At 56.6% G+C, this 19891-nt stretch carries 18 protein-coding genes and 1 pseudogene; 7 read left to right on the plus strand and 12 right to left on the minus strand.

The genetic code is table 11. The features are described from left to right. Positions 1-106 precede the first annotated feature (106 nt). Together glyQ and glyS are read left to right on the plus strand one after the other, a co-directional pair. Positions 107-1018 (plus strand): glycine--tRNA ligase subunit alpha, encoded by a 912-nt coding sequence (gene glyQ / locus AC4IC4_RS00790; protein WP_003860141.1) that lies wholly within the window; start codon positions 107-109, stop codon positions 1016-1018. 9 nt (positions 1019-1027) lie between these two features. Beyond that, positions 1028-3097: a glycine--tRNA ligase subunit beta gene (glyS, locus tag AC4IC4_RS00795; protein ID WP_157188454.1), complete on the plus strand. Its 2070-nt coding sequence runs from the start codon at positions 1028-1030 to the stop codon at positions 3095-3097. Between the two features lie 93 nt (positions 3098-3190). Here glyS and AC4IC4_RS00800 read toward each other — a convergent pair whose 3' ends face one another. The 3 genes and pseudogenes from AC4IC4_RS00800 to AC4IC4_RS00810 form a co-directional block, all read right to left on the minus strand. Beyond that, positions 3191-3601 carry a hypothetical protein gene (locus AC4IC4_RS00800; protein ID WP_491472858.1) on the minus strand — a complete coding sequence of 137 codons (411 nt, stop codon included), beginning with the start codon at positions 3599-3601 and terminating at the stop codon, positions 3191-3193. After that, positions 3529-3708 (minus strand): annotated as a pseudogene (locus AC4IC4_RS00805) (hypothetical protein); the annotation flags it as partial. The pseudogene AC4IC4_RS00805 and the gene AC4IC4_RS00800, both read right to left, overlap by 73 nt. Positions 3709-4222: 514 nt before the next feature. Continuing rightward, positions 4223-5577 (minus strand): IS3 family transposase gene (locus tag AC4IC4_RS00810; protein ID WP_491471184.1). Its coding sequence is split into 2 segments (ribosomal slippage): positions 4223-5127 and positions 5127-5577, totalling 1356 coding nucleotides; the frame shifts between segments, so codons are not numbered across the junction. 414 nt (positions 5578-5991) lie between these two features. On the opposite strand from AC4IC4_RS00810, the gene AC4IC4_RS00815 reads away from it, so the two are divergent. Next, on the plus strand, positions 5992-7611 hold the full coding sequence (locus tag AC4IC4_RS00815; RefSeq protein ID WP_491472002.1) for an ABC-F family ATP-binding cassette domain-containing protein: 1620 nt from the start codon (positions 5992-5994) through the stop codon (positions 7609-7611). Positions 7612-7650: 39 nt separating this feature from the next. Here the strand turns inward: AC4IC4_RS00815 and AC4IC4_RS00820 are convergent, their stop codons facing one another. Then, positions 7651-7938 carry an HTH-type transcriptional regulator gene (locus tag AC4IC4_RS00820; RefSeq protein ID WP_008502755.1) on the minus strand — a complete coding sequence of 96 codons (288 nt, stop codon included), beginning with the start codon at positions 7936-7938 and terminating at the stop codon, positions 7651-7653. Positions 7939-8269: 331 nt separating this feature from the next. On the opposite strand from AC4IC4_RS00820, the gene AC4IC4_RS00825 reads away from it, so the two are divergent. Beyond that, on the plus strand, positions 8270-8980 hold the full coding sequence (locus AC4IC4_RS00825; protein WP_417928011.1) for a DUF3053 domain-containing protein: 711 nt from the start codon (positions 8270-8272) through the stop codon (positions 8978-8980). Between the two features lie 245 nt (positions 8981-9225). Next, positions 9226-9438, plus strand: coding sequence for a transcription antiterminator/RNA stability regulator CspE (gene cspE / locus AC4IC4_RS00830; protein ID WP_003860775.1), 213 nt, complete (start codon positions 9226-9228; stop codon positions 9436-9438). 58 nt (positions 9439-9496) lie between these two features. On the opposite strand, the gene ghrB is transcribed toward cspE, so the two are convergent. The 6 genes from ghrB to AC4IC4_RS00860 form a co-directional block, all read right to left on the minus strand. Then, positions 9497-10471, minus strand: coding sequence for a glyoxylate/hydroxypyruvate reductase GhrB (ghrB, locus tag AC4IC4_RS00835; protein ID WP_491472003.1), 975 nt, complete (start codon positions 10469-10471; stop codon positions 9497-9499). A 26-nt stretch (positions 10472-10497) separates the two neighbouring features. After that, positions 10498-11778 (minus strand): MFS transporter, encoded by a 1281-nt coding sequence (locus AC4IC4_RS00840; protein ID WP_024909077.1) that lies wholly within the window; start codon positions 11776-11778, stop codon positions 10498-10500. 117 nt (positions 11779-11895) lie between these two features. Beyond that, positions 11896-12834 (minus strand): sugar kinase, encoded by a 939-nt coding sequence (locus AC4IC4_RS00845; RefSeq protein ID WP_032650801.1) that lies wholly within the window; start codon positions 12832-12834, stop codon positions 11896-11898. Between the two features lie 3 nt (positions 12835-12837). Then, positions 12838-13587: a sugar phosphate isomerase/epimerase family protein gene (locus AC4IC4_RS00850; protein ID WP_491472004.1), complete on the minus strand. Its 750-nt coding sequence runs from the start codon at positions 13585-13587 to the stop codon at positions 12838-12840. Between the two features lie 103 nt (positions 13588-13690). Beyond that, positions 13691-14707 (minus strand): LacI family DNA-binding transcriptional regulator, encoded by a 1017-nt coding sequence (locus AC4IC4_RS00855; RefSeq protein WP_008502761.1) that lies wholly within the window; start codon positions 14705-14707, stop codon positions 13691-13693. Positions 14708-14852: 145 nt separating this feature from the next. Continuing rightward, positions 14853-15515 (minus strand): OmpA family lipoprotein, encoded by a 663-nt coding sequence (locus AC4IC4_RS00860; RefSeq protein WP_024909080.1) that lies wholly within the window; start codon positions 15513-15515, stop codon positions 14853-14855. A gap of 212 nt (positions 15516-15727) precedes the next feature. Between AC4IC4_RS00860 and AC4IC4_RS00865 the strand changes: the two genes are divergently transcribed. Beyond that, the gene (locus AC4IC4_RS00865) at positions 15728-18007 is read left to right on the plus strand and encodes a molybdopterin guanine dinucleotide-containing S/N-oxide reductase (protein ID WP_491472859.1); all 2280 of its coding nucleotides are present in this window, start codon (positions 15728-15730) and stop codon (positions 18005-18007) included. Here the strand turns inward: AC4IC4_RS00865 and AC4IC4_RS00870 are convergent. Continuing rightward, positions 17970-18416, minus strand: coding sequence for an N-acetyltransferase (locus AC4IC4_RS00870; RefSeq protein WP_024909082.1), 447 nt, complete (start codon positions 18414-18416; stop codon positions 17970-17972). The genes AC4IC4_RS00865 and AC4IC4_RS00870 overlap by 38 nt on opposite strands. After that, positions 18394-18975, minus strand: a complete 582-nt coding sequence (gene tag, locus AC4IC4_RS00875) for a DNA-3-methyladenine glycosylase I (RefSeq protein WP_032650807.1) — start codon at positions 18973-18975, stop codon at positions 18394-18396. The genes AC4IC4_RS00870 and tag overlap by 23 nt, the downstream gene beginning before the upstream one ends. 162 nt (positions 18976-19137) lie before the next feature. Here tag and AC4IC4_RS00880 point away from each other — a divergent pair, with 162 nt between their 5' ends. Next, complete coding sequence (locus AC4IC4_RS00880) at positions 19138-19836, plus strand: autotransporter domain-containing protein (protein WP_491472005.1); 699 nt, start codon at positions 19138-19140, stop codon at positions 19834-19836. Positions 19837-19891: the final 55 nt, after the last annotated feature.

Raw genomic sequence — 19891 nt, forward strand, 5'->3', positions numbered from 1 at the left:
TTTCCCAATTTTCCCTAAACAACCCCGTTTCGTACTGTATATCTTGCAGCCAGCGGGTATACTGGTCCCTTCCATTTAAAACCACACGTATCCAGCACGAAATACTATGCAAAAGTTTGATACCAAGACCTTCCAGGGCCTGATCCTGACCTTACAGGATTACTGGGCTCGTCAGGGCTGTACCATTGTTCAACCTTTGGACATGGAAGTCGGCGCCGGCACTTCACACCCGATGACCAGCTTACGCGCGTTGGGTCCAGAGCCAATGGCGACTGCTTATGTGCAGCCTTCCCGTCGTCCGACCGATGGTCGTTACGGTGAGAACCCGAACCGTCTGCAGCATTACTATCAGTTCCAGGTGGTGATTAAGCCATCACCCGACAACATTCAGGAACTGTACCTCGGGTCGCTGAAAGAGCTGGGTATGGATCCAACCATCCACGACATCCGTTTCGTGGAAGATAACTGGGAAAACCCAACGCTGGGTGCCTGGGGTCTGGGTTGGGAAGTGTGGCTGAATGGCATGGAAGTGACCCAGTTCACCTACTTCCAGCAGGTGGGTGGTCTGGAATGTAAGCCGATCACCGGTGAAATCACCTACGGTCTGGAACGTCTGGCGATGTACATTCAGGGCGTAGACAGCGTTTACGACCTGGTCTGGAGCGACGGCCCGCTGGGTAAAACCACCTACGGCGACGTGTTCCATCAGAACGAAGTGGAGCAATCCACCTATAACTTCGAATACGCGGACGTGGACTTCCTGTTCACCTGCTTCGAGCAGTACGAGAAAGAAGCGCAGCAGCTGCTGGCGCTGGAGACTCCGCTGCCGCTGCCTGCCTACGAGCGTATTCTGAAGGCCGCCCACAGCTTCAACCTGCTGGACGCCCGCAAAGCCATCTCCGTGACTGAACGTCAGCGCTACATCCTGCGTATTCGTACCCTGACCAAAGCCGTTGCAGAAGCTTACTACGCGTCCCGTGAAGCCCTTGGCTTCCCGATGTGCAACCGAAACAAATAAGAGGCGGCCATGTCTGAGAAAACTTTCCTGGTGGAAATCGGCACCGAAGAGCTGCCACCAAAAGCCCTGCGCAGCCTGGCTGAATCTTTCGCTGCGAACGTGACTGCCGAGCTGGATAACGCTGGCCTGGCACACGGTAACATTGAGTGGTTTGCTGCACCGCGCCGTCTGGCGCTGAAAGTGGCAAATCTGGCGGCGTCCCAGCCAGATCGCGAAGTCGAAAAACGTGGCCCGGCGATTGCCCAGGCCTTTGACGCGGAAGGCAAACCGAGCAAAGCGGCTGAAGGCTGGGCGCGCGGCTGCGGCATCACCGTTGATCAGGCCGAGCGTCTGACCACGGATAAAGGCGAGTGGCTGCTGTACCGTGCGCACGTGAAGGGCGAAAGCGCGGAAGCGCTGCTGCCGGACATGATTGCCACGTCTCTGGCGAAGCTGCCGATTCCTAAGCTGATGCGCTGGGGCGCGTCTGACGTGCACTTCGTGCGTCCGGTTCACACCGTGACCCTGCTGCTGGGCGACACCGTTATTCCGGCCACCATTCTGGGCGTGGCGTCCGATCGCGTGATCCGCGGCCACCGCTTTATGGGCGAGCCTGAGTTCACTATCGACAATGCCGACCAGTATCCGCAAATCCTGCTGGAGCGCGGTAAAGTTATTGCCGACTACGAACAGCGTAAAGCCAAAATCAAAGCGGACGCCGAAGAAGCGGCGCGCCAGATTGGCGGTAACGCCGACCTGAGCGAAAGCCTGCTGGAAGAAGTGACCTCTCTGGTTGAATGGCCGGTTGTGCTGACCGCGAAGTTTGAAGAGAAATTCCTGGCCGTACCGGCTGAAGCGCTGGTGTACACCATGAAGGGTGACCAGAAGTATTTCCCGGTCTACGCCAACGACGGCAAGCTGCTGCCGAACTTCATCTTCGTGGCGAACATCGAATCGAAAGATCCGATCCAGATTATCTCCGGTAACGAGAAGGTCGTGCGTCCACGTCTGGCGGATGCCGAGTTCTTCTTCAATACCGACCGTAAAAAGCGTCTGGAAGATAATCTGCCGCGCCTGCAGACCGTGCTGTTCCAGCAGCAGCTGGGGACGCTGCGCGACAAGACCGACCGCATTGCGGAGCTGTCCGGCTGGATTGCCCGTGAAATTGGTGCGGACGTTAACCACGCGACGCGTGCGGGTCTGCTGTCCAAGTGCGACCTGATGACCAACATGGTGTTCGAATTTACCGACACCCAGGGCGTCATGGGCATGCACTACGCGCGTCACGATGGCGAAGCGGAAGACGTGGCTGTGGCCCTGAACGAGCAGTATCAGCCGCGCTTTGCGGGTGACGAACTGCCGTCCAACCCGGTTGCCTGTGCTGTAGCGATTGCCGATAAGATGGACACCCTGGCGGGTATCTTTGGTATCGGTCAGCATCCGAAAGGCGACAAAGACCCGTTTGCGCTGCGTCGTGCTGCGCTCGGCGTGCTGCGTATCATCGTTGAGAAGAACCTGAACCTGGATCTGCAGACCCTGACCGAAGAAGCGGTGCGTCTGTACGGCGACAAGCTGACCAACGCGAACGTGGTGGATGACGTGATCGACTTCATGCTCGGTCGTTTCCGCGCCTGGTATCAGGACGAAGGTTACACCGTTGACACCATTCAGGCGGTGCTGGCGCGTCGTCCGACCCGTCCGGCTGATTTCGATGCGCGTATGAAGGCGGTTTCCCACTTCCGTACGCTGGAAGCGGCATCTGCCCTGGCCGCGGCCAACAAGCGTGTATCTAACATTCTGGCGAAATCCGACGAGACGCTGAACGAGCGCGTAAACGCCGCGACGCTGAAAGAGCCGGAAGAGATCGCTCTGGCGATGCAGGTTGTGGTGCTGCGCGACAAGCTCGAGCCGTACTTCGCGGAAGGTCGCTACCAGGAAGCGCTGGTGGAGCTGGCCGAGCTGCGTGACGTTATCGACGCCTTCTTCGAGAAAGTGATGGTGAACGTAGAAGATAAAGAGCTGCGCGTTAACCGTCTCTCCATGCTCGAAAAACTGCGCGAGCTGTTCCTGCGCGTGGCGGATATTTCGCTGCTGCAGTAATGTATCCGCTGTTACACATGCTAAAAACCCGCTTCGGCGGGTTTTTTTATGGGTCTTTTGTAGGCCGGATAAGCGCAGCGCCATCCGGCAGGTTTAGCCGATCGCGATTGTGCCTTCGTCTGTCTGCAGCCAGCGCGGTGCCTTCAGCGTATCAGCAAAGTAGCTGACCAGCTCGCACAGCAAATCTTCCATCACGATTTCAGATTGTCGCGGCAGTGAGCCGTTCATCAGCATCTGCGTAAGCTCCTGACAGTAGCGCCCCAGCTGATCGCATTCGGGTTCGAAAGCCGGAAGGCGTGACGGGAGTTCCTTCACGGTCAGGCTGGCTTTTAAAGCGTCCGGAATAGGTTCCAGAAGCGTGGGTTGCAGAAGATTCAGACAGGCATAAAGTCTGCCGTAAAGCGCCATTTTTGGGGCGGGTTCTTCGCAATCTACCAGTGCGTCGGTAAAACGTTCGCAGTTATCCGCCAGTTCGGTGAAGTCGGTGGCGTGGTTGAAGGGCAGGGTGAATAAAGAATGAGCTTGGGTTGGGGTAGTAGCCATATTGGCAGCCTCCGATAAGTGATAAAGCTTCCACCACCGGAAATGCTAACTTCGCTGGTGGTGGACTGAACAGAGTTAGCATTACCGGCCTTATCGGATACCGGCGCATCTTTCGATGCCCCTGCTCAGCCCACCATTGAGATGTAGCAAAGCATGCTGCACATAATGTGCCGCCGATAAGATAAGCCAGGATGCTAAACCCGGCACCTGATTTTGCAGGTGCAAAGAGAACTTACTGCTCATCAAGACAGGCGGCAATAGATTTGAGCTATGCCACTGAGGATATTACCATTTCTGGAAAGAGACTCGCAAAATTACCGCAATGAAAAGCATACTGCGGGCAGAGGTCTTACAGCGACGCTATGGTCCGGCTGTAAATCGCTGAGGCGTTTCCTGCAGGCCGGGGCGAGGCGCATGGATGCGCCGAGAGGGCGGGCTTTACAGGGATGTTACCTCCGCCCGTCCCCGATAAGCCGGAAGGAATAAGCCGAAGGTACCGCGTAGCGGCGATTTACCGCCGGGAGCCCGGGTCGCCAGGGTGGTGGCGACTGCACTGAACCCCTAAACCTGGACACTGCGATTTCATTGTTGCTCTGCCAGCGTCCGGTATTGTACCGGACTCATCCCGCCCGTTTTTAAACTGATTCGTTCGGTGTTGTAATAGCGAATATATCTGCCAATATCGCTTTCCAGTTCTTTCACTGAACTGTACTTTTTCCTGTAATACATCTCTACTTTCAGATGACTGAAGAAGTTTTCCATCACTGCATTATCCAGACAGTTACCCTTACGCGACATACTTTGTGTGATGCCCGCTTCAGCCAGCATTCTGCGCCATACAGGTGTTCGGTAAGCCCAGCCCTGATCGCTGTGTAGCATCGCGCCTTCTTTGTTTCTGCATGCTTTAAGCGCTTTTTTTAGCATCCTGCAGACCAGAGGTTGTGACTGACTGGTTGATGTTTGCCAGGCCACTATTTCATTATTGAACAGGTCCTGAAGGGCTGACAGGAACAGTTTTTGACCACCGGCACGGAACTCCGTCACGTCTGTGCACCACTTTATTCCACTGCATGCAGCAGTGAAGTTACGGGCAAGCAGATTATCTGAAGCCAGTCCGCCTCCAGCCATACAGGAACGGTATTTCCTTCGGCGTAACTGACATGTCAGGCCATACTTTTTCATCAATATGCGAACCGTTTTATGGTTCAGGATGAAGGCTTCATTACGCAGCGCCACCGTCATTCTTCGGTAGCCGTAGCGTTGTGCATTTCTCTGACTGATGGTGGACATAGCACTGACAGCAGATGCATACCGCTCCGACTGAGTGACAGGTCTGGAGAGCTGGTAATAATACGTGCTACGCGCCAGCCCTGCGGCACATAACAGGTAAACAAGTCGGTGGTCTGCAAGCAAACTCTGTATCACTCGCGTTTTTTCTGCTGTTCCCTGAGAGCGTTTTCCTCCCTCAGGGCTTTGAGCTTTTTTAAATATGCATTTTCCGCCCGCAGATATTCCAGCTCTCTCAGAAGTTCTGAGGGAGTCATCTCACTGAGCGGTCTGGAGTCAGGTATAAACTTTTTCTGTGACATAGCGGGCCCGGGTTTGGCTGTATTAAGCGCCTGTGCGCCTCCTTTCCGGTAACGTCTTGTCCAGTCGAGAATGAGCGATTCATTTGGAATGGCAAAGCGCGCTGAAGCTTCCGCATAGCTGCAACCGTGTTCAGTAACATAACGGATTACGCGGAGCCTGAAAGCTGAAGTATAGGCCCGTGCAGGACGGTCCTCCAGCCCGGCCTTTCCCTGACGCCTGTAAGCCCGTATCCAGCGGGTAAGAGGCGTCCGGCCAACACTGAACAGATGTGCTGTTTCTTTAATGCTCGACTCACCAGTCATGTAATGCTGTACAGCCGCAAGACGAATGTGAAAAGGATATCTCATCTGAACCTCCAGATTTTATGATCTGGTGTCCAGGATATGGGGTTCAGTGCAGACTGAGCCACCCTGGCACGTTCACGGGTATTGTCGTTACAGAGTAGCAAGGAACATAAAGTGAACGGAATGACCACCAGAGCCGTATGCTCCCCCTCACCCTAACCCTCTCCCCAAAGGGGCGAGGGGATTGTTCACTGCTCGCATTAATTTGTGGGGATCCCTCAGCCCAAAGGGAGAGGGAGTATAAGTCGCCCAAAATTTAACCTTGAAATGGTCAACCCATTACCGCTATCCTTATCCCGTTAACTTTCTCGCGCTGGAGCGCCCCCCAAAAATGAACAAACACGACTGATGAATTTCGATCCTTGCTAAACGCTACCGCGTCGGCAGGGGATGTTTTGATTTCATTCAGGAGTGCTTATGGCTCATTTTGCGCAGTCCCCTTCTTTTATTTTGCATCAGGTCACCTGTCAGTTTCCGACGGGCGATATTCTTTTTGGTCCTCTGAATCTCACGCTGGAACCCTCCCTGTGTGCGCTGGTTGGCCGCAACGGAAGCGGGAAAACGCGTCTGCTGCGTCTGCTGGCGGGGATGGACGAACCGGCTACCGGTCATATTGAACGCTTTGGCTCGCATGCCTGGGTGGCGCAGCAGCACGTTATTTCGCCGCAGACGACGCTGGCTGAACTGCTCGGGTATGACGCGATGTTTACGGCGCGTAAGCGCATCGACAGCGGCGATTACCAGCCTGACGATCTGGCGTTGCTCGACGGCCACTGGGATGTCGCCGAGCGCCTGAGCGAGGCGTTTATGAATGCGCAGCTCCCACCGTTTGATCCGGATAAACCCGCCATTGAACTCAGCGGCGGTGAGCGCATTCGCGCCCTGCTGTGTGGGGCGTTTACAGCGAAAGCGGATTTCCTGCTGCTGGACGAACCCACTAACCATCTGGATCGACAAGGCCGGGTGTGGTTCTACGACCAGTTGAGTCGGTATCAGGGTGGCGTGCTGGTGGCCTCCCATGACCGCGAACTTCTGAAGCAGGTGCCGCGTATCCTTGAACTGAGCGCCTCGGGTCTGCGCAGCTACGGCGGGAATTATGCGGATTATCAAACCCAGCGCGATGCCGAACAGCAGGCGGCCCGCTCGGCGCTGGAACATGCGGCAACCGAGCGCAAACGTACACGGGCACGGATGCAAAAAGAGCATGACGACAGCCAGCGGCGGTCGGCAAAGACATTGCGCACCGTCGATACCCTGAATATCGCATCGTTCGAGCGGGTCAAATATAAAGGCGCGGCAAAGGAACGTATCGGCTCCTGGAAAAAACAGCACAGCGAGCAAAACGAAGCGCTGAACGCCGCGGTTAACAAGGCGCGTGAACGCGTTGAAGACGATAACCCGGTGATGTTCACTCTGCCGGGGAGTCAGGTTCCGGAGGGCAAAAAGGTACTGGTGCTGGAGGATCTGGTGCTGCCGCATGTGCCTGTTCCCCCGCTCAACTGGCGGATGGATGGACCGATGCGCGTGGCGTTAAAGGGGCCGAACGGCTGCGGCAAATCGACGCTGTTAAAAACCCTCCTCGGCGAGATTGTCCCCCATTCGGGTACCTGTAAGGTATCCGTCAGCTGCGCTTATCTCGACCAACATCTGACCCGGCTCGATCTTTCGCAGTCGGTCATGACGCATCTCAACCTGAGTCATACGCCTCTGGAAGAGGGGGTATTACGAACCCGTCTGGCGCAGCTTCAACTGGGGGCTGACAAAGTGATGCTCCCGCTGGCGGAGCTCAGCGGCGGCGAGCGTCTTAAGGCCGCCCTGGCCTGCGTGCTGTGGCGCGCGGAGGCCACGCAGCTTCTGCTGCTGGATGAACCGACCAACCATCTGGATCTGGCCTCGGTCCAGGCCATTGAAGCCGCGCTGGCCGGTTTCCCCGGGGCTCTGATGGTGGTATCACACGATGAGGCTTTTCTAAGAGGATTAACATTAACGCATGAGCTGGTGTGGGAAGAGGCGGGCTGGCGTTGTGATAGCCTTTAAAACACAAGCCCCCGCAAAGGCGGGGGCATTCAATCTTCACTACGCTATCTGTTTGCTGAGTGCAGGGTTGGCCTGAATCAGGCGCATCAGCCTTAACTCGGTTGGGGTGGGTTTCTCACGTTTTGACTCCCACTCCTGCACCATAGCCACGCTGACACCCATCGCTCTGGCGAATTCTTCCGTTTTCAGTCCTGTCCCTTTGCGCAATTGCTCATATTCTGTAAAGGGATTGGATTTTTGTTGCAGGGTAATCGTCTGCGGTACATCTTTAAAAATGATCTGTTCCAGACTGCTCAGCAGTTCAAACTCAGGATCTTTATATTCCATTGAGGACTCCTCTTAAATCTCACATCGTGATCAAGAACATCAGAGAGCCAATTAAGAATAGTCCCTAATACCAACCCAGGATCGTCACGGGTGTGATTAATCGTGCGGTCAAGATCGCTTTACCCGATTCAGCGATATGGATAGTTATGCTAATTCCCTGATTAGTCATATGTCGGCTTCGCCAGGTATTTTTTTGTAAATGGTAAGAAATAAATCGGCAATAGCCGTTTTGCATGAAAAGAGTATCTTGCAAGGCTGACCTGGACTATCCTTGTCAGCGTCGGGCACGCGTGTGCCGGTGTGCGCTTTTTTGGGTGAAAGGAGTAATAAAATGGCGACAGGAAAGTCCTGCTCTCGCTGGTTTGCGCCTATTGCGGCGTTGTTGATGGTTGTTAGCCTGAGTGGGTGTTTTGATAAAGAAGGCGATCAGCGCAAAGCGTTTATCGATTTTCTGCAGAATACAGTGATGCGCAGCGGCGAACGGTTGCCGACGCTGACTGCGGATCAGAAAAAACAGTTTGGCCCCTTCGTGTCCGATTACGCCATTCTATATGGTTATTCACAGCAGGTGAGCCAGGCGATGGATTCCGGTATCCGTCCCGTGGTGGATAGCGTGAACGCCATTCGCGTTCCGCAGGATTACATGACGCAGCGTGAACCACTGCGCCAGTCCAACGGTGCGCTTGGCGTGCTGAGCCAGCAGTTGCAGAATGCGAAAATGCAGGCTGACGCGTCACGTTCTGCGCTGAAGCAGGGCGACGATCTCAAACCGGTCTTCGACAAAGTGTATGAGAAAGTGGTGACCAAGCCGTCTGAAGCGCTGCAACCGCTGATCCCGGCCGCGCAAATCTTCACGCAGCAGCTGGTCCAGGTGGGTGACTTTATCGCCCAGCAGAATACGCAGGTGAGCTTTGTTGCCAACGGTATTCAGTTCCCGACCTCGCAGCAGGCAAGCCAGTACAATACGCTGATTGGGCCGCTGGCCTCCCAGCATCAGGCCTTTAGCCAGGCCTGGAGTACCGCAGTCACTGCCACAGAATAAACCGAAAAACCCCGCTTCCGGCGGGGTTTTTTATGCATATCGAAAATAACGCTTGTCATTCCTCTACCACATCGGTATAACTATCCCCGTCGGTTTGTTACACAGACCTAAAGCAGTTTAGTAAAGCAGTCCAGATTGTTATCCATAGATACCCTTCGTTGTGACCCTTCCTTCATCGCTTAAAAATCTGTAACGCAATCCATCAAGCCGGAAGGCACAATATATTTGTTAATAAGGTAATTTCTATGTCTGCTAAAATGACTGGTCTGGTAAAATGGTTCAACGCTGATAAAGGTTTCGGCTTCATCACTCCTGACGATGGCTCTAAAGACGTGTTCGTACACTTCTCTGCTATCCAGAACGATGGCTACAAATCTCTGGACGAAGGTCAGAAAGTGTCCTTCACCATCGAAAGCGGCGCTAAAGGCCCAGCAGCTGGTAACGTTGTAAGCCTGTAAGCTTCCAACCCAGTAGCACAAAATTCAAAAACCCGCCTTCTGGCGGGTTTTTTCGTTTCTATCGTTGCACCTGCGGGTTCACGCAGTTTATCTCCACCTTTCCGCTAAGGGCGGCGATGAGATTATCGACCGCAGTGGCCGCCATGTTGTAGCGCGTCTCATGGGTGGCTGAGCCGATGTGCGGCAGCGCAACCACGTTAGGCAGCGAAAGCAGTGGCGAATCCACCGGCAGCGGCTCCTGCTCAAAGACGTCCAGACCTGCTGCATGGATCTCACCGTTCTGCAGGGCCTCAATCAGCGCCTTCTCATCCACCACCGGGCCACGACCCGCGTTAATGAAAATGGCTGACTGCTTCATTTTCTTAAACGCTTCTTTGCCAATCAGATGACGGGTTTCGTCCGTCAGCGGCAGGACAAGGCAGACAAAATCGGCCTCCTGCAGCAGGGTATCTAGCTCGCAGTAACGGGCGTTGAAGCGTTCTTCGGCTTCACTGTGGTGGCGACGCGCGTTATACAGAATCGGCATGTTAAAACCAAAATGCGCGCGCTGCGCCAGTGCCAGCCCGATACGCCCCATACCGACAATGCCCAGCGTTTTACCGTGAACGTCCACGCCGAACCAGTCCGGACCAATGCTTTTTGTCCACTCGCCCGCTTTGACGCGCTCGGCGACTTCCACTACGCGACGGGCCGTGGTGAGCATCAGCGCCATCAGCGTGTCGGCCACGGTTTCCGTCAGGGCATGCGGCGTATGCATCAGCAGGATCTTGCGGACGTTAAGGGCATCCACATCGAAGTTGTCGTAACCCACGGAAACGGTAGAGGTAGCACGAAGTTTCGGCATTTTCTCCAGCAGGGCGACATCCACTTTCTCGCTTGAACCCAGCAGGCCTTCGGCGCTGGCGAACGCGTCGGCGTGCTGCGCCACGGTTTCCGGGCTCAGGTTCTTCACCTGGGTGACGGTGAAGTGTTCTTCAAGACGTTTCTGCAGATCTTCCGGCAGTGCTTTATACAAAATGACGGACGGCTTCATGCTAATCTCCGTTGATTTTTAAGGATTCAGGCGTGTCGAGCGCCGACAGGGTGTTGTTGATTATTAGCAGGCTTAACAACCAGAGTAAGCCACACAGAGGCGAAAAGCGCCACCCCCATAAAGATGTACGATGCGGATGGACTGCCGGTGGCACCGTTCAGGTAACCGACGAACCAGGAGCCGCAGAACGAGCCCAGCGCACCCATGCTGTTAATCAATGCCATTGCACCACCGGCGACGTTACGCGGGAGCATTTCCGGGATGATGGCAAAGAACGGTCCGTACGGGGCGTACATGGCGGCACCGGCAATCACCAGCAGGGTATAAGAGGCCCAGAAATGATTTGCGCCCACGGCCCAGGAGCCAATAAAGGCGAAGGCAGCAATCAGCAGCAGCGGCCAGACAAACAGCTTGCGGTTCTGCAGCTTGTCCGACGCCCAGGAAACGATAATCATCGCGATGGTTGCCGCCAGATACGGTACGGATGACAGCCAGCCTACTTCGACCATGCCGAGGTTTTCACCGCCGCTGCGGATAATGGACGGCAGCCACAGCACAAAACCGTACACGCCAATGCTCCAGGTAAAGTACTGCGCGCAGAGCAGGATTACGTTACGCGAGCGGAAGGCTTCACCATAGTTACGTACCGCCTTCAGACCTTGCTGTTCTTTGTCCAGCTGCGCCTGCAGCGCCGCTTTTTCATCTTCGGAAAGCCATTTCGCCTGGGCAGGTTTATCTTTCACCAGCACCCACCAGCAGAAGGCCCAGATAATCGCCGGCACCCCTTCGATGATAAACATTTCGCGCCAGCCGAAGGACTGGATCAGGTAGCCGGACACCACCGACATCCACAGTACCGTGACCGGGTTACCGAGGATCAGGAAGGTATTCGCGCGCGAGCGTTCAGATTTGGTAAACCAGTTGCTGATGTAGATCAGCATCGCGGGCATAACCGCCGCCTCAACGACGCCGAGGATAAAGCGAATGGCGGCCAGGGCAGGAATATTGTTCACCATGCCGGTCAGTGACGCGCAGGCGCCCCACAGGATCAGACAGATGAAGATCAGCTTACGCACGCTGCGGCGTTCCGCATAAATCGCGCCGGGGATCTGGAAGAAGAAGTAGCCCAGGAAGAAAAGGGCACCCAGCAGGGAGGAGATACCTTTTGTGATGCCAAGGTCCTCTGTGATCCCCGCCGCGGACGCGAAGCTGAAGTTGGCACGGTCAAGGTACGCCAGGCTGTACGTGATAAACACGATTGGCATGATGTACCACCAGCGTTTTACTGCATTGGTCGAACTGTTCATAGGCTTGCCTCTGTTGTTGAGGTTGTTACCGCCGTTGTCTGTAGGGTACACGGTGGCTTAATTATCTGGTGCGGCTTGTTGCCCTCACCCTGGCCCTCTCCCACCGGGAGAGGGAATTCATACTCCGAGCTGTGCTCGGGTGGGTAATCCTTCGCTGTCGCCCTGCACCTGAATGGCCAGCGAGCCAATCTTGTTGCCCCGCGCGACGGCCTGCTGCAGCGTTTTGCCTTCCAGCAGGGCGCTAATTACGCCAACGGCAAAACCGTCGCCCGCGCCGACCGTGTCGACAACGTTCTCAACCTTCACCGCCGCGACCGCGCCCTGTTCGCCGTTGGCCGTCTTAAACCATGCGCCATCGGCACCGGTTTTCAGCACCACCGCTTTTACCCCTTTATTCAGGTAGAAATCGGCAATGCCTTCCGGCGTATTTTCGCCGGTCAGGATCATCCCTTCTTTCAGGCCCGGCAGAACCCAGTCCGCTCTGAACGCCAGACGGTTGAGCTTCTCGACCATTTCCGCTTCGCTTTTCCACAGCACCGGGCGCAAATTCGGATCGAACGAGATCGTTTTGCCCTGGGCTTTCAGAGTGGCTGCCGCATGGTCCAGCAGTTCATACGAGCTGGCAGAGAGCGCTGCCGCCACGCCGCTCAGGTGCAGATGGCGCGCGGAGGCAAAGTAATCGGCGTGGTAATCCGCGACAGAGAGGTGGCTTGCGGCCGATCCTTTGCGGAAATACTCCACGATGGGATCGGTTCCATTTTCGACCTTAGATTTAAGCTGAAACCCGGTAGGGAAGCGTCCGTCGAGGGTGACGCCTGCGGCATCGATACCCTCTTTTTTCAGCGAATCGAGAACGAAATGGCCAAAGCTGTCATCCCCCACGCGGCTGACCCAGCCCACGTTCAGGCCGAGACGTGCCAGGCCGGTCGCGACGTTCAGTTCTGCGCCTGCGACACGCTTGATAAAGTGCTCTACCGCGCTCAGTTCGCCCGTTTCAGTGGCGACAAACATCGCCATGGCTTCGCCGATCGTGATGACATCCAGCGTCTTGTGCATGATTTACTCCTCGCGCAGCAGGTTGACGTAATGGCGGGTAACGGCGGTTAAATCCGTCCCTTCCAGCGGGAACTCGATCCCGCGTGGGGCATCGGCAGGGAGCTGGCCGAGCAGATCCAGCCAGCGCGCATCGGCGTGGTCCGGTGCCACGGCGCGGAAGTTATCTTTATGCGGCACGGCGGCTTTAACGTGGATATAGCTCACCGCAGGGGCCAGATGACGTGCGGCTTCTTCAGGCGAATCGCCAACCCACAGCCAGTTGCCCATGTCGAAGGTCAGCGTGACGGGGAGCGCCATTTCCCGGCAGGCGGCCTGGAAGCGCTGCATGGGGGCGAGCTGTCCGCAGTCGGTCTGATCGTTCTCCACGACCAGCGCCATGCCGCTTGCGTTCAGCAGGCTACGCAGGGCGTCGAGAGGCTGCGCATCGCGGAAATGGCCCAGGGAAACCTTCAGCCACAGGGCGTTCAGGGTGCTGGCCTCAGAGAGATAGTGGGTCAGGTCCGGGTTGAGGGTGCCGTCGGGCATAAACAGGGCGGCGGGGGCGGAGTAGCACGCCAGCAGGCCGAGCAGCTCAATGGATTCGCCCAGCGCCGGCAGCGCCAGCAGCTCGTCGCTGCTGAACAGTTCCCGGCGGATCTCCACGCCGTCTGCCCCTGCGCCTGCAATAACGGGCAGCATCGCCCGCTGACCGCCCGCCTGTCGCACCTGTTCCGCACCGTACGCGGCGGTGACCACCATAATTTTCCTGCCCATCTTCGGACTCCATCGCAACATATCAATACTATTACGCTAGATGGAACCGGTTCCAAAGAAAAGGTCAGGATGTTGAATTTATGATCGCTATCACAAGGGAAATTTAACGTGCGGTGGAGCCGCGAACGATCAGCTCGCCGGAGAAGACCTGCTCGCGAACGGCATCGCTGGTGCCTTCAATACGACGAACCACTTGTTCAACAGCAGCATAGCCAATCTGCCAGGTGGGTTGTTTGAGTGTCGTAATGCCGACGCCGGCCAGCTCCGCCCACTCCAGCTCATCAAACCCCAGCAGACCGATATCGCTGCCCCAGTGCAGGCCAATACGCTTGAGCGAGCGGGCGACCTGGAGCGTCAGCGCCCCGTTGGCGGAGATAACGGCTTTGCGCATCCCGCGATGGCGCGTGTGGAACTGACGCAGGGTGTTGTCGAGCTGCCCCGCCTCGTGAAGCGGCGTTTCGGCATTTTCGGCGATCACGCCGGGATATCGCTCCAGCGTGGCGCGAAATGCGCTCAGGCGCTCGCGACGGGTGTTGACCATCCCCAGCGGTTCACTCAGAAACAGGATGGCCTCGAAGCCCTGTTCGATCAGGTGTTCGGTAGCGGTCGTGGCGGCCTGGGTGTTATCCAGCCCGACCACATCGCAGGCAAATTCCGGGATTTTACGGTCGATAAGGACCATGGGCAGGGAGGATTGCTGCAGGCGGTTTAACCCCTCTTCGCGCATGCCCACCGCGTTAACCACGATCCCTTCCACCTGATAGCTGCGCAGCAGGTCGAGGTAATGCAGCTCCTGATCGACTTCGTTGTTGGTATTACAGACCAGCGGCGTGAAACCCTTCTCGCGACAGGCGGCTTCAATACCGCTAAGCACGTTCACGGAATAGGGGTTGGTGATATCGGCGATGATAAGCCCGATAAGGCGGGTGCGACCGCGTTTAAGCCCGCGCGCCATGAGGCTGGGACGATAGTCGAGATCGGCAATGGCTTGTTCAATACGCGCCAGCAATGCGTCGGACAACAGGTGTTTCTCGCCATTGAGGTAGCGCGAAATGCTGGTTTTACCGGTTTTGGCGGCTTTCGCCACGTCGCTGATGGTGGCCCGGGCTGGTTTGCTCATCGCTGATTTCCCTGAATTTAGTGAGAATACCTTAGCGGGAAAATCGGACGAATCAAGTAATTTGCCTGGTGGTGCTGCGCTTACCTGGGGTGCGGTCTGGTGCCCTCACCCCAACCCTCTCCCACGGGGAGAGGGGGAAATGCGATTACTGAATTGGGCTTAACGTAATCTCAACGCGGCGGTTCTGCGCTTTGCCTTCCGCCGTGCTGTTGCTGGCGATAGGGTTGGCAGGGCCCATGCCGCTGGTGCGGATGCGGTTCGCTTCAACGCCCTGGGTGATCAGCGAGCTGGCCACGGCATCGGCGCGCTGCTGGGACAGACGCATGTTCAGATCCTGGCTGCCGGTGCTGTCGGTGTAGCCCATCACGTTTACAGCGGTCTTGTTGTACTCTTTCAGCACCATCGCCACGCCGGTCAGGGTATTCGCACCCGCCGGTTTCAGCGTTGCGCTGCTGCTGTCGAAGGTCACGTTGTTCGGCATGTTCAGGATGATGTTATCGCCGCTGCGCGTCACGCTCACGCCGGTTCCCTTCATTTTGTCGCGCAGCTTCGCTTCCTGCACGTCCATGTAATAGCCTACGCCGCCGCCAAGCGCTGCGCCTGCCGCTGCGCCAATCAGCGCGCCTTTGCCGCGGTCTTTCTTGGAGGAGGAGAGCGCCCCAACGCCTGCGCCGACCAGCGAGCCGATACCCGCGCCAATGCCGGATTTACCCGCTTCGCGTTCACCGGTGTAAGGGTTGGTTGTGCAGCCAGAAACAGCCAGGGCACCGCTCACCAGAGCGGCAATAACGAGTACGCGTTTTTTCATCTTCTTTCCTTAATCCTTTTTATTCTTTGCCACGGCGAGCGTGGCAGTTGATTATGACGTCCAGATACGGAGAAAATTCCGGGTATAACTCTGAAATTTGTGACAAACCATAAACTGCCTCAGCAAGAAGGCCGTAAAACCTGCACGCAACCAGGAGCGCACGCTTGAGCACCTCAACGAAAACCATTCTGACCGCCGCCCACTGGGGACCGATGCTGGTCGAAACTGATGGCGAAAATGTTCTGTCGTCCCGCGGGGCACTGCCAACCCAACATCCCAACTCGTTACAGACCGTCGTTCGCGATCAGGTGCATAGCAAAACGCGCGTGCGCTGGCCGATGGTGCGTAAAGGTTTTCTGGCCTCGCCGGACAAGCCGCAGGGAGTTCGCGGTCAGGATGAGTTTGTTCGCGTGAGCTGGGATGACGCGCTGGCGCTTATCCACGCCCAGCACAAGCGCATTCGCGACAGTTACGGTCCGTCGTCCATTTTCGCCGGGTCCTACGGCTGGCGTTCTAACGGGGTTCTGCATAAGGCTTCAACGCTGCTGCAGCGCTATATGAGCCTGGCGGGAGGCTATACCGGTCATCTGGGGGATTACTCCACCGGTGCGGCGCAGGCGATCATGCCGTACGTCGTGGGAGGGAACGAAGTATACCAGCAGCAGACCAGCTGGCCGCTGGTGCTGGAGCATACCGATGTGGTCGTGCTCTGGAGCGCTAACCCCCTTAACACATTGAAAATTGCCTGGAATGCCAGCGACGAGCAGGGCATTGGGTATTTCGACGCGCTGCGCAAAAGCGGCAAGCGCATCATCTGCATTGACCCCATGCGCTCTGAAACCATGGATTTCTTCGGCGACAGCGCCGAGTGGATTGCCCCCCATATGGGCACCGACGTGGCAATGATGCTGGGTATCGCCCATACGCTGGTCGAAAACGGCTGGCACGATGTCGAATTCCTGACGCGCTGTACCACCGGCTTCGATAAATTCGCCGACTACCTGACGGGCCAGTCCGATGGGGTGGCGAAAACGGCAGAGTGGGCGGCCAGGATTTGCGGCGTTCCAGCGGAAAAACTCCGCGAACTGGCGGCGTTGTTCCATAAAAACACCACGATGTTAATGTCCGGCTGGGGGATGCAGCGCCAGCAGTTTGGCGAGCAAAAACACTGGATGCTGGTGACCCTTGCCGCGATGCTTGGGCAGATCGGTACGGCGGGCGGCGGTTTTGGTCTCTCCTATCATTTTGCCAATGGCGGTAACCCCACGCGTAAAGCGGCGGTGCTGGCGTCTCTGCAAGGCTCGGTGCAGGGCGGCGTGGATGCGGTGGATAAAATCCCGGTGGCGCGTATTGTTGAGGCCCTGGAGAATCCGGGCGGTTTTTATCAGCACAACGGTCTGGACCGCCACTTCCCGGATATTAAATTTGTCTGGTGGGCGGGCGGGTCGAACTTCACGCACCATCAGGATACCAACCGCCTGATCCGCGCCTGGCAAAAGCCGGAGCTGGTGGTGATTTCAGAGTGCTTCTGGACCGGCTCGGCTAAGCATGCAGATATTGTGCTGCCGGCGACCACCTCGTTTGAGCGTAACGATCTCACCATGACCGGCGACTACAGCAACCAGCATATGGTCCCGATGAAGCGCGTAGTGGCCCCGCGAGATGAAGCACGTGATGATTTTGACGTGTTTGCTGAACTGAGCGAGCTGTGGGAAGCGGGCGGTCGCGCGCGTTTTACCGAAGGGAAAAGCGATCTGCAATGGCTGGAGACCTTCTACCAGATTGCCGGACAGCGCGGCGCAGCGCAGGGCGTGACGCTTCCGCCCTTTGCTGAGTTCTGGGAGGCGAACCAGATCGTCGAGATGCCGGAGAGTGAACAGAACGCGAAGTTTGTCCGTTTTGCCGATTTCCGCCGCGACCCCGAGAACCACCCGCTGAAAACCGAGAGCGGAAAGATTGTGATCCACAGCGAGCGCATCGCCAGCTTTGGTTATGCCGACTGCCCGCCACACCCTATGTGGCTTGAGCCGGACGAGTGGCACGGTAATGCCCAGCCGGAGCAGCTGCAGGTGTTGTCAGCGCATCCCGCGCACCGTCTGCACAGCCAGCTTAACTATACCTCCCTGCGCGAGCAGTATGCGGTCGCCGGGCGAGAGCCGATCACGCTGAATACCCTAGATGCGCAAGCCCGCGGGATTGCGGACGGCGACGTGGTGCGCGTCTGGAACTCGCGCGGGCAGGTGCTGGCAGGGGCGGTGGTGAGCGACGGGATTAAACAGGGCGTGATCTGCATTCATCAGGGCGCATGGCCTGACCTTGAGCTTGCCGAAGGCGGTATCTGTAAAAACGGAGCGGTTAACGTGCTGACCAAAGATCTCCCCAGCTCGAAGCTGGGGAACGGTTGCGCAGGGAATACGGCCCTGGCCTGGGTCGAGAAATATCAGGGGCCCGCGCTTACCTTAACGGCGTTTGATCCGCCTGCCAGCTCATGATCCACGTCGGGTGCTGGGTGTCATCCTGCCAGGCGCTGTCTTCAATGCGAAAGCCCTGAGCATGGTAGAAGTTCACCGCCCGGACATTTTTCTGGTACACCTCCAGGCTTAAGTGCGGGAAGCGCTGTTGAACATAGTTCAGCAGTGCGCGCCCGATCCCTTTCCCGATGCATGACGGCGCCACAAACAGGGCGCCGACAAACTGAGACTGCATCACGCTGATAAATCCGCAAGGTTTGCCATCCTGTTCCCAGACCCAGGTTTCGGCTGACGGCAGGTAAACATCCCGCACCATGGCCTCGTTCTCTTTCCAGTAACCCGGTTCGATAAACGGATGTGCTTCCGTGGTGCTTTCAAGCCACAGGCTCAGAAGCGGAGCGGTATTTTCACTTTGCCATTTGCGGATCATGATGGCCTCCCGGATGACAGAAGCAGCCGGTAACGTGGTCGTTGACCAGGCCGCAGGCCTGCATAAAGGCGTAGCAGATGGTGGAGCCGACAAACTTAAAGCCGCGTTTTTTCAGGGCCTTCGAGAGCGCATCCGAGGCCGGGGTGGAGGCCGGGATGTCCGCGAGCGTGGCGGCCTGGGTAACCTGCGGATCGTTGTTCACAAACGTCCAGACAAAATCTGAAAATGATTCGCCGTTTTGCTCCATCGCCAGATAAGCGCGTGCGTTACCGATGATGGCCTGGATCTTACCGCGATGGCGGATGATGCCGGCATCCTGCACCAGTCGCTCAACGTCCTCATCGGTCATCGCAGCGACGGCGACAGGATCGAACTGGTGAAAGGCGTTGCGATAGTTTTCGCGTTTTTTCAATACCGTAATCCATGATAACCCCGCCTGCTGGCCTTCCAGGCAGATCATCTCAAAGAGTTTTTTGCCATCCGTTTCCGGCACGCCCCATTCCCGATCGTGATAGTCGATATAAAGCTGATCCTGGCTCACCCAACCGCAACGTTCCATCCGTCATCTCCCTTATTGATACTGATTTCGCAAAAATTTCATTCCGTCTGTCTTGACGTGCCTGGTATAAAGACAATAGTTAATACAGGGCCAAATGCCTTCTAAAGTCTTCCTGAATAACGACAAATATCGCCGAATTCGGCTCTCTCTGGGGTCGCGTTGATGATGATAAAAAAAATCAGTGGTCGCCATGCTGCTTCTGGCCTGGTGGGAATTTCAGCCTGCCTGTTTTTTTGTAATACAGCGTCTGCCTGGCAACAGGAATATATCGTTTCAGACGCCCAAAATAATACGGCGGAACGCTATACATGGGACGCGGATCACCAACCGCGTTATGAGGATATTCTGGCGGAGCGTATCCAGTCTTCGCAAAATACGCCAGGTCTTGCCTTGAATATTCCGTCAGGCAGCACCACGGAGGGGGCGATGAGCGTGGGGTGGAATTTTCCGGTTTCAGCGCGTATCACCACCGGGCCGGTAGTGGCGTGGCGGTACGATGGCACGGCTCCCATGATGATCAACGAGTTTGGTGATAGTGCGTCGACGCAGGCTCTCACCGACCCGCTCTGGCATGCCAGCGTCAGCACGCTGGGGTGGCGTGTGAATACCCAGTACGGCGATCTCCGTCCCTGGGCGCAGATCAGCTACAACCAGCAGTTTGGTGAAAACCAGTGGAAATCGCAGTTTGGCATGCCGCAAACGCCAGCCCCTGCCCAAAACGGTAGCTGGATGGATGTCACCGTGGGAACGGATATTCCCTTTAATACGCACATGGCGGCGTATGCGTCGCTGGCTCAGGGGGAACACACCTCCACCGGTGAGGAGTTTTTATACACCCTTGGCGTTAGCGCAAATTTCTAGAGTTGTTACTTTTTTAAACGTTACGATAACATCTCGAATACAACAACCACGGGCT

The sequence above is a fragment of the Enterobacter sp. Taxon_2 genome, from assembly GCF_058355295.1.

What these genes read in the sequence shown, in the direction of transcription:
- AC4IC4_RS00815 (WP_491472002.1), top strand. Translation starts at nt 5,992, where the DNA reads ATGGCTCATTTTGCGCAGTCCCCTTCTTTTATTTTGCATCAGGTCACC.
- AC4IC4_RS00850 (WP_491472004.1), bottom strand. Translation starts at nt 13,587, where the DNA reads ATGGGCAGGAAAATTATGGTGGTCACCGCCGCGTACGGTGCGGAACAG.
- cspE (WP_003860775.1), top strand. Translation starts at nt 9,226, where the DNA reads ATGTCTGCTAAAATGACTGGTCTGGTAAAATGGTTCAACGCTGATAAA.
- AC4IC4_RS00865 (WP_491472859.1), top strand. Translation starts at nt 15,728, where the DNA reads ATGCTGGTCGAAACTGATGGCGAAAATGTTCTGTCGTCCCGCGGGGCA.
- AC4IC4_RS00880 (WP_491472005.1), top strand. Translation starts at nt 19,138, where the DNA reads ATGATGATAAAAAAAATCAGTGGTCGCCATGCTGCTTCTGGCCTGGTG.
- glyQ (WP_003860141.1), top strand. Translation starts at nt 107, where the DNA reads ATGCAAAAGTTTGATACCAAGACCTTCCAGGGCCTGATCCTGACCTTA.
- tag (WP_032650807.1), bottom strand. Translation starts at nt 18,975, where the DNA reads ATGGAACGTTGCGGTTGGGTGAGCCAGGATCAGCTTTATATCGACTAT.
- ghrB (WP_491472003.1), bottom strand. Translation starts at nt 10,471, where the DNA reads ATGAAGCCGTCCGTCATTTTGTATAAAGCACTGCCGGAAGATCTGCAG.
- AC4IC4_RS00820 (WP_008502755.1), bottom strand. Translation starts at nt 7,938, where the DNA reads ATGGAATATAAAGATCCTGAGTTTGAACTGCTGAGCAGTCTGGAACAG.
- AC4IC4_RS00855 (WP_008502761.1), bottom strand. Translation starts at nt 14,707, where the DNA reads ATGAGCAAACCAGCCCGGGCCACCATCAGCGACGTGGCGAAAGCCGCC.
- AC4IC4_RS00845 (WP_032650801.1), bottom strand. Translation starts at nt 12,834, where the DNA reads ATGCACAAGACGCTGGATGTCATCACGATCGGCGAAGCCATGGCGATG.
- AC4IC4_RS00825 (WP_417928011.1), top strand. Translation starts at nt 8,270, where the DNA reads ATGGCGACAGGAAAGTCCTGCTCTCGCTGGTTTGCGCCTATTGCGGCG.
- AC4IC4_RS00840 (WP_024909077.1), bottom strand. Translation starts at nt 11,778, where the DNA reads ATGAACAGTTCGACCAATGCAGTAAAACGCTGGTGGTACATCATGCCA.
- glyS (WP_157188454.1), top strand. Translation starts at nt 1,028, where the DNA reads ATGTCTGAGAAAACTTTCCTGGTGGAAATCGGCACCGAAGAGCTGCCA.
- AC4IC4_RS00860 (WP_024909080.1), bottom strand. Translation starts at nt 15,515, where the DNA reads ATGAAAAAACGCGTACTCGTTATTGCCGCTCTGGTGAGCGGTGCCCTG.
- AC4IC4_RS00870 (WP_024909082.1), bottom strand. Translation starts at nt 18,416, where the DNA reads ATGATCCGCAAATGGCAAAGTGAAAATACCGCTCCGCTTCTGAGCCTG.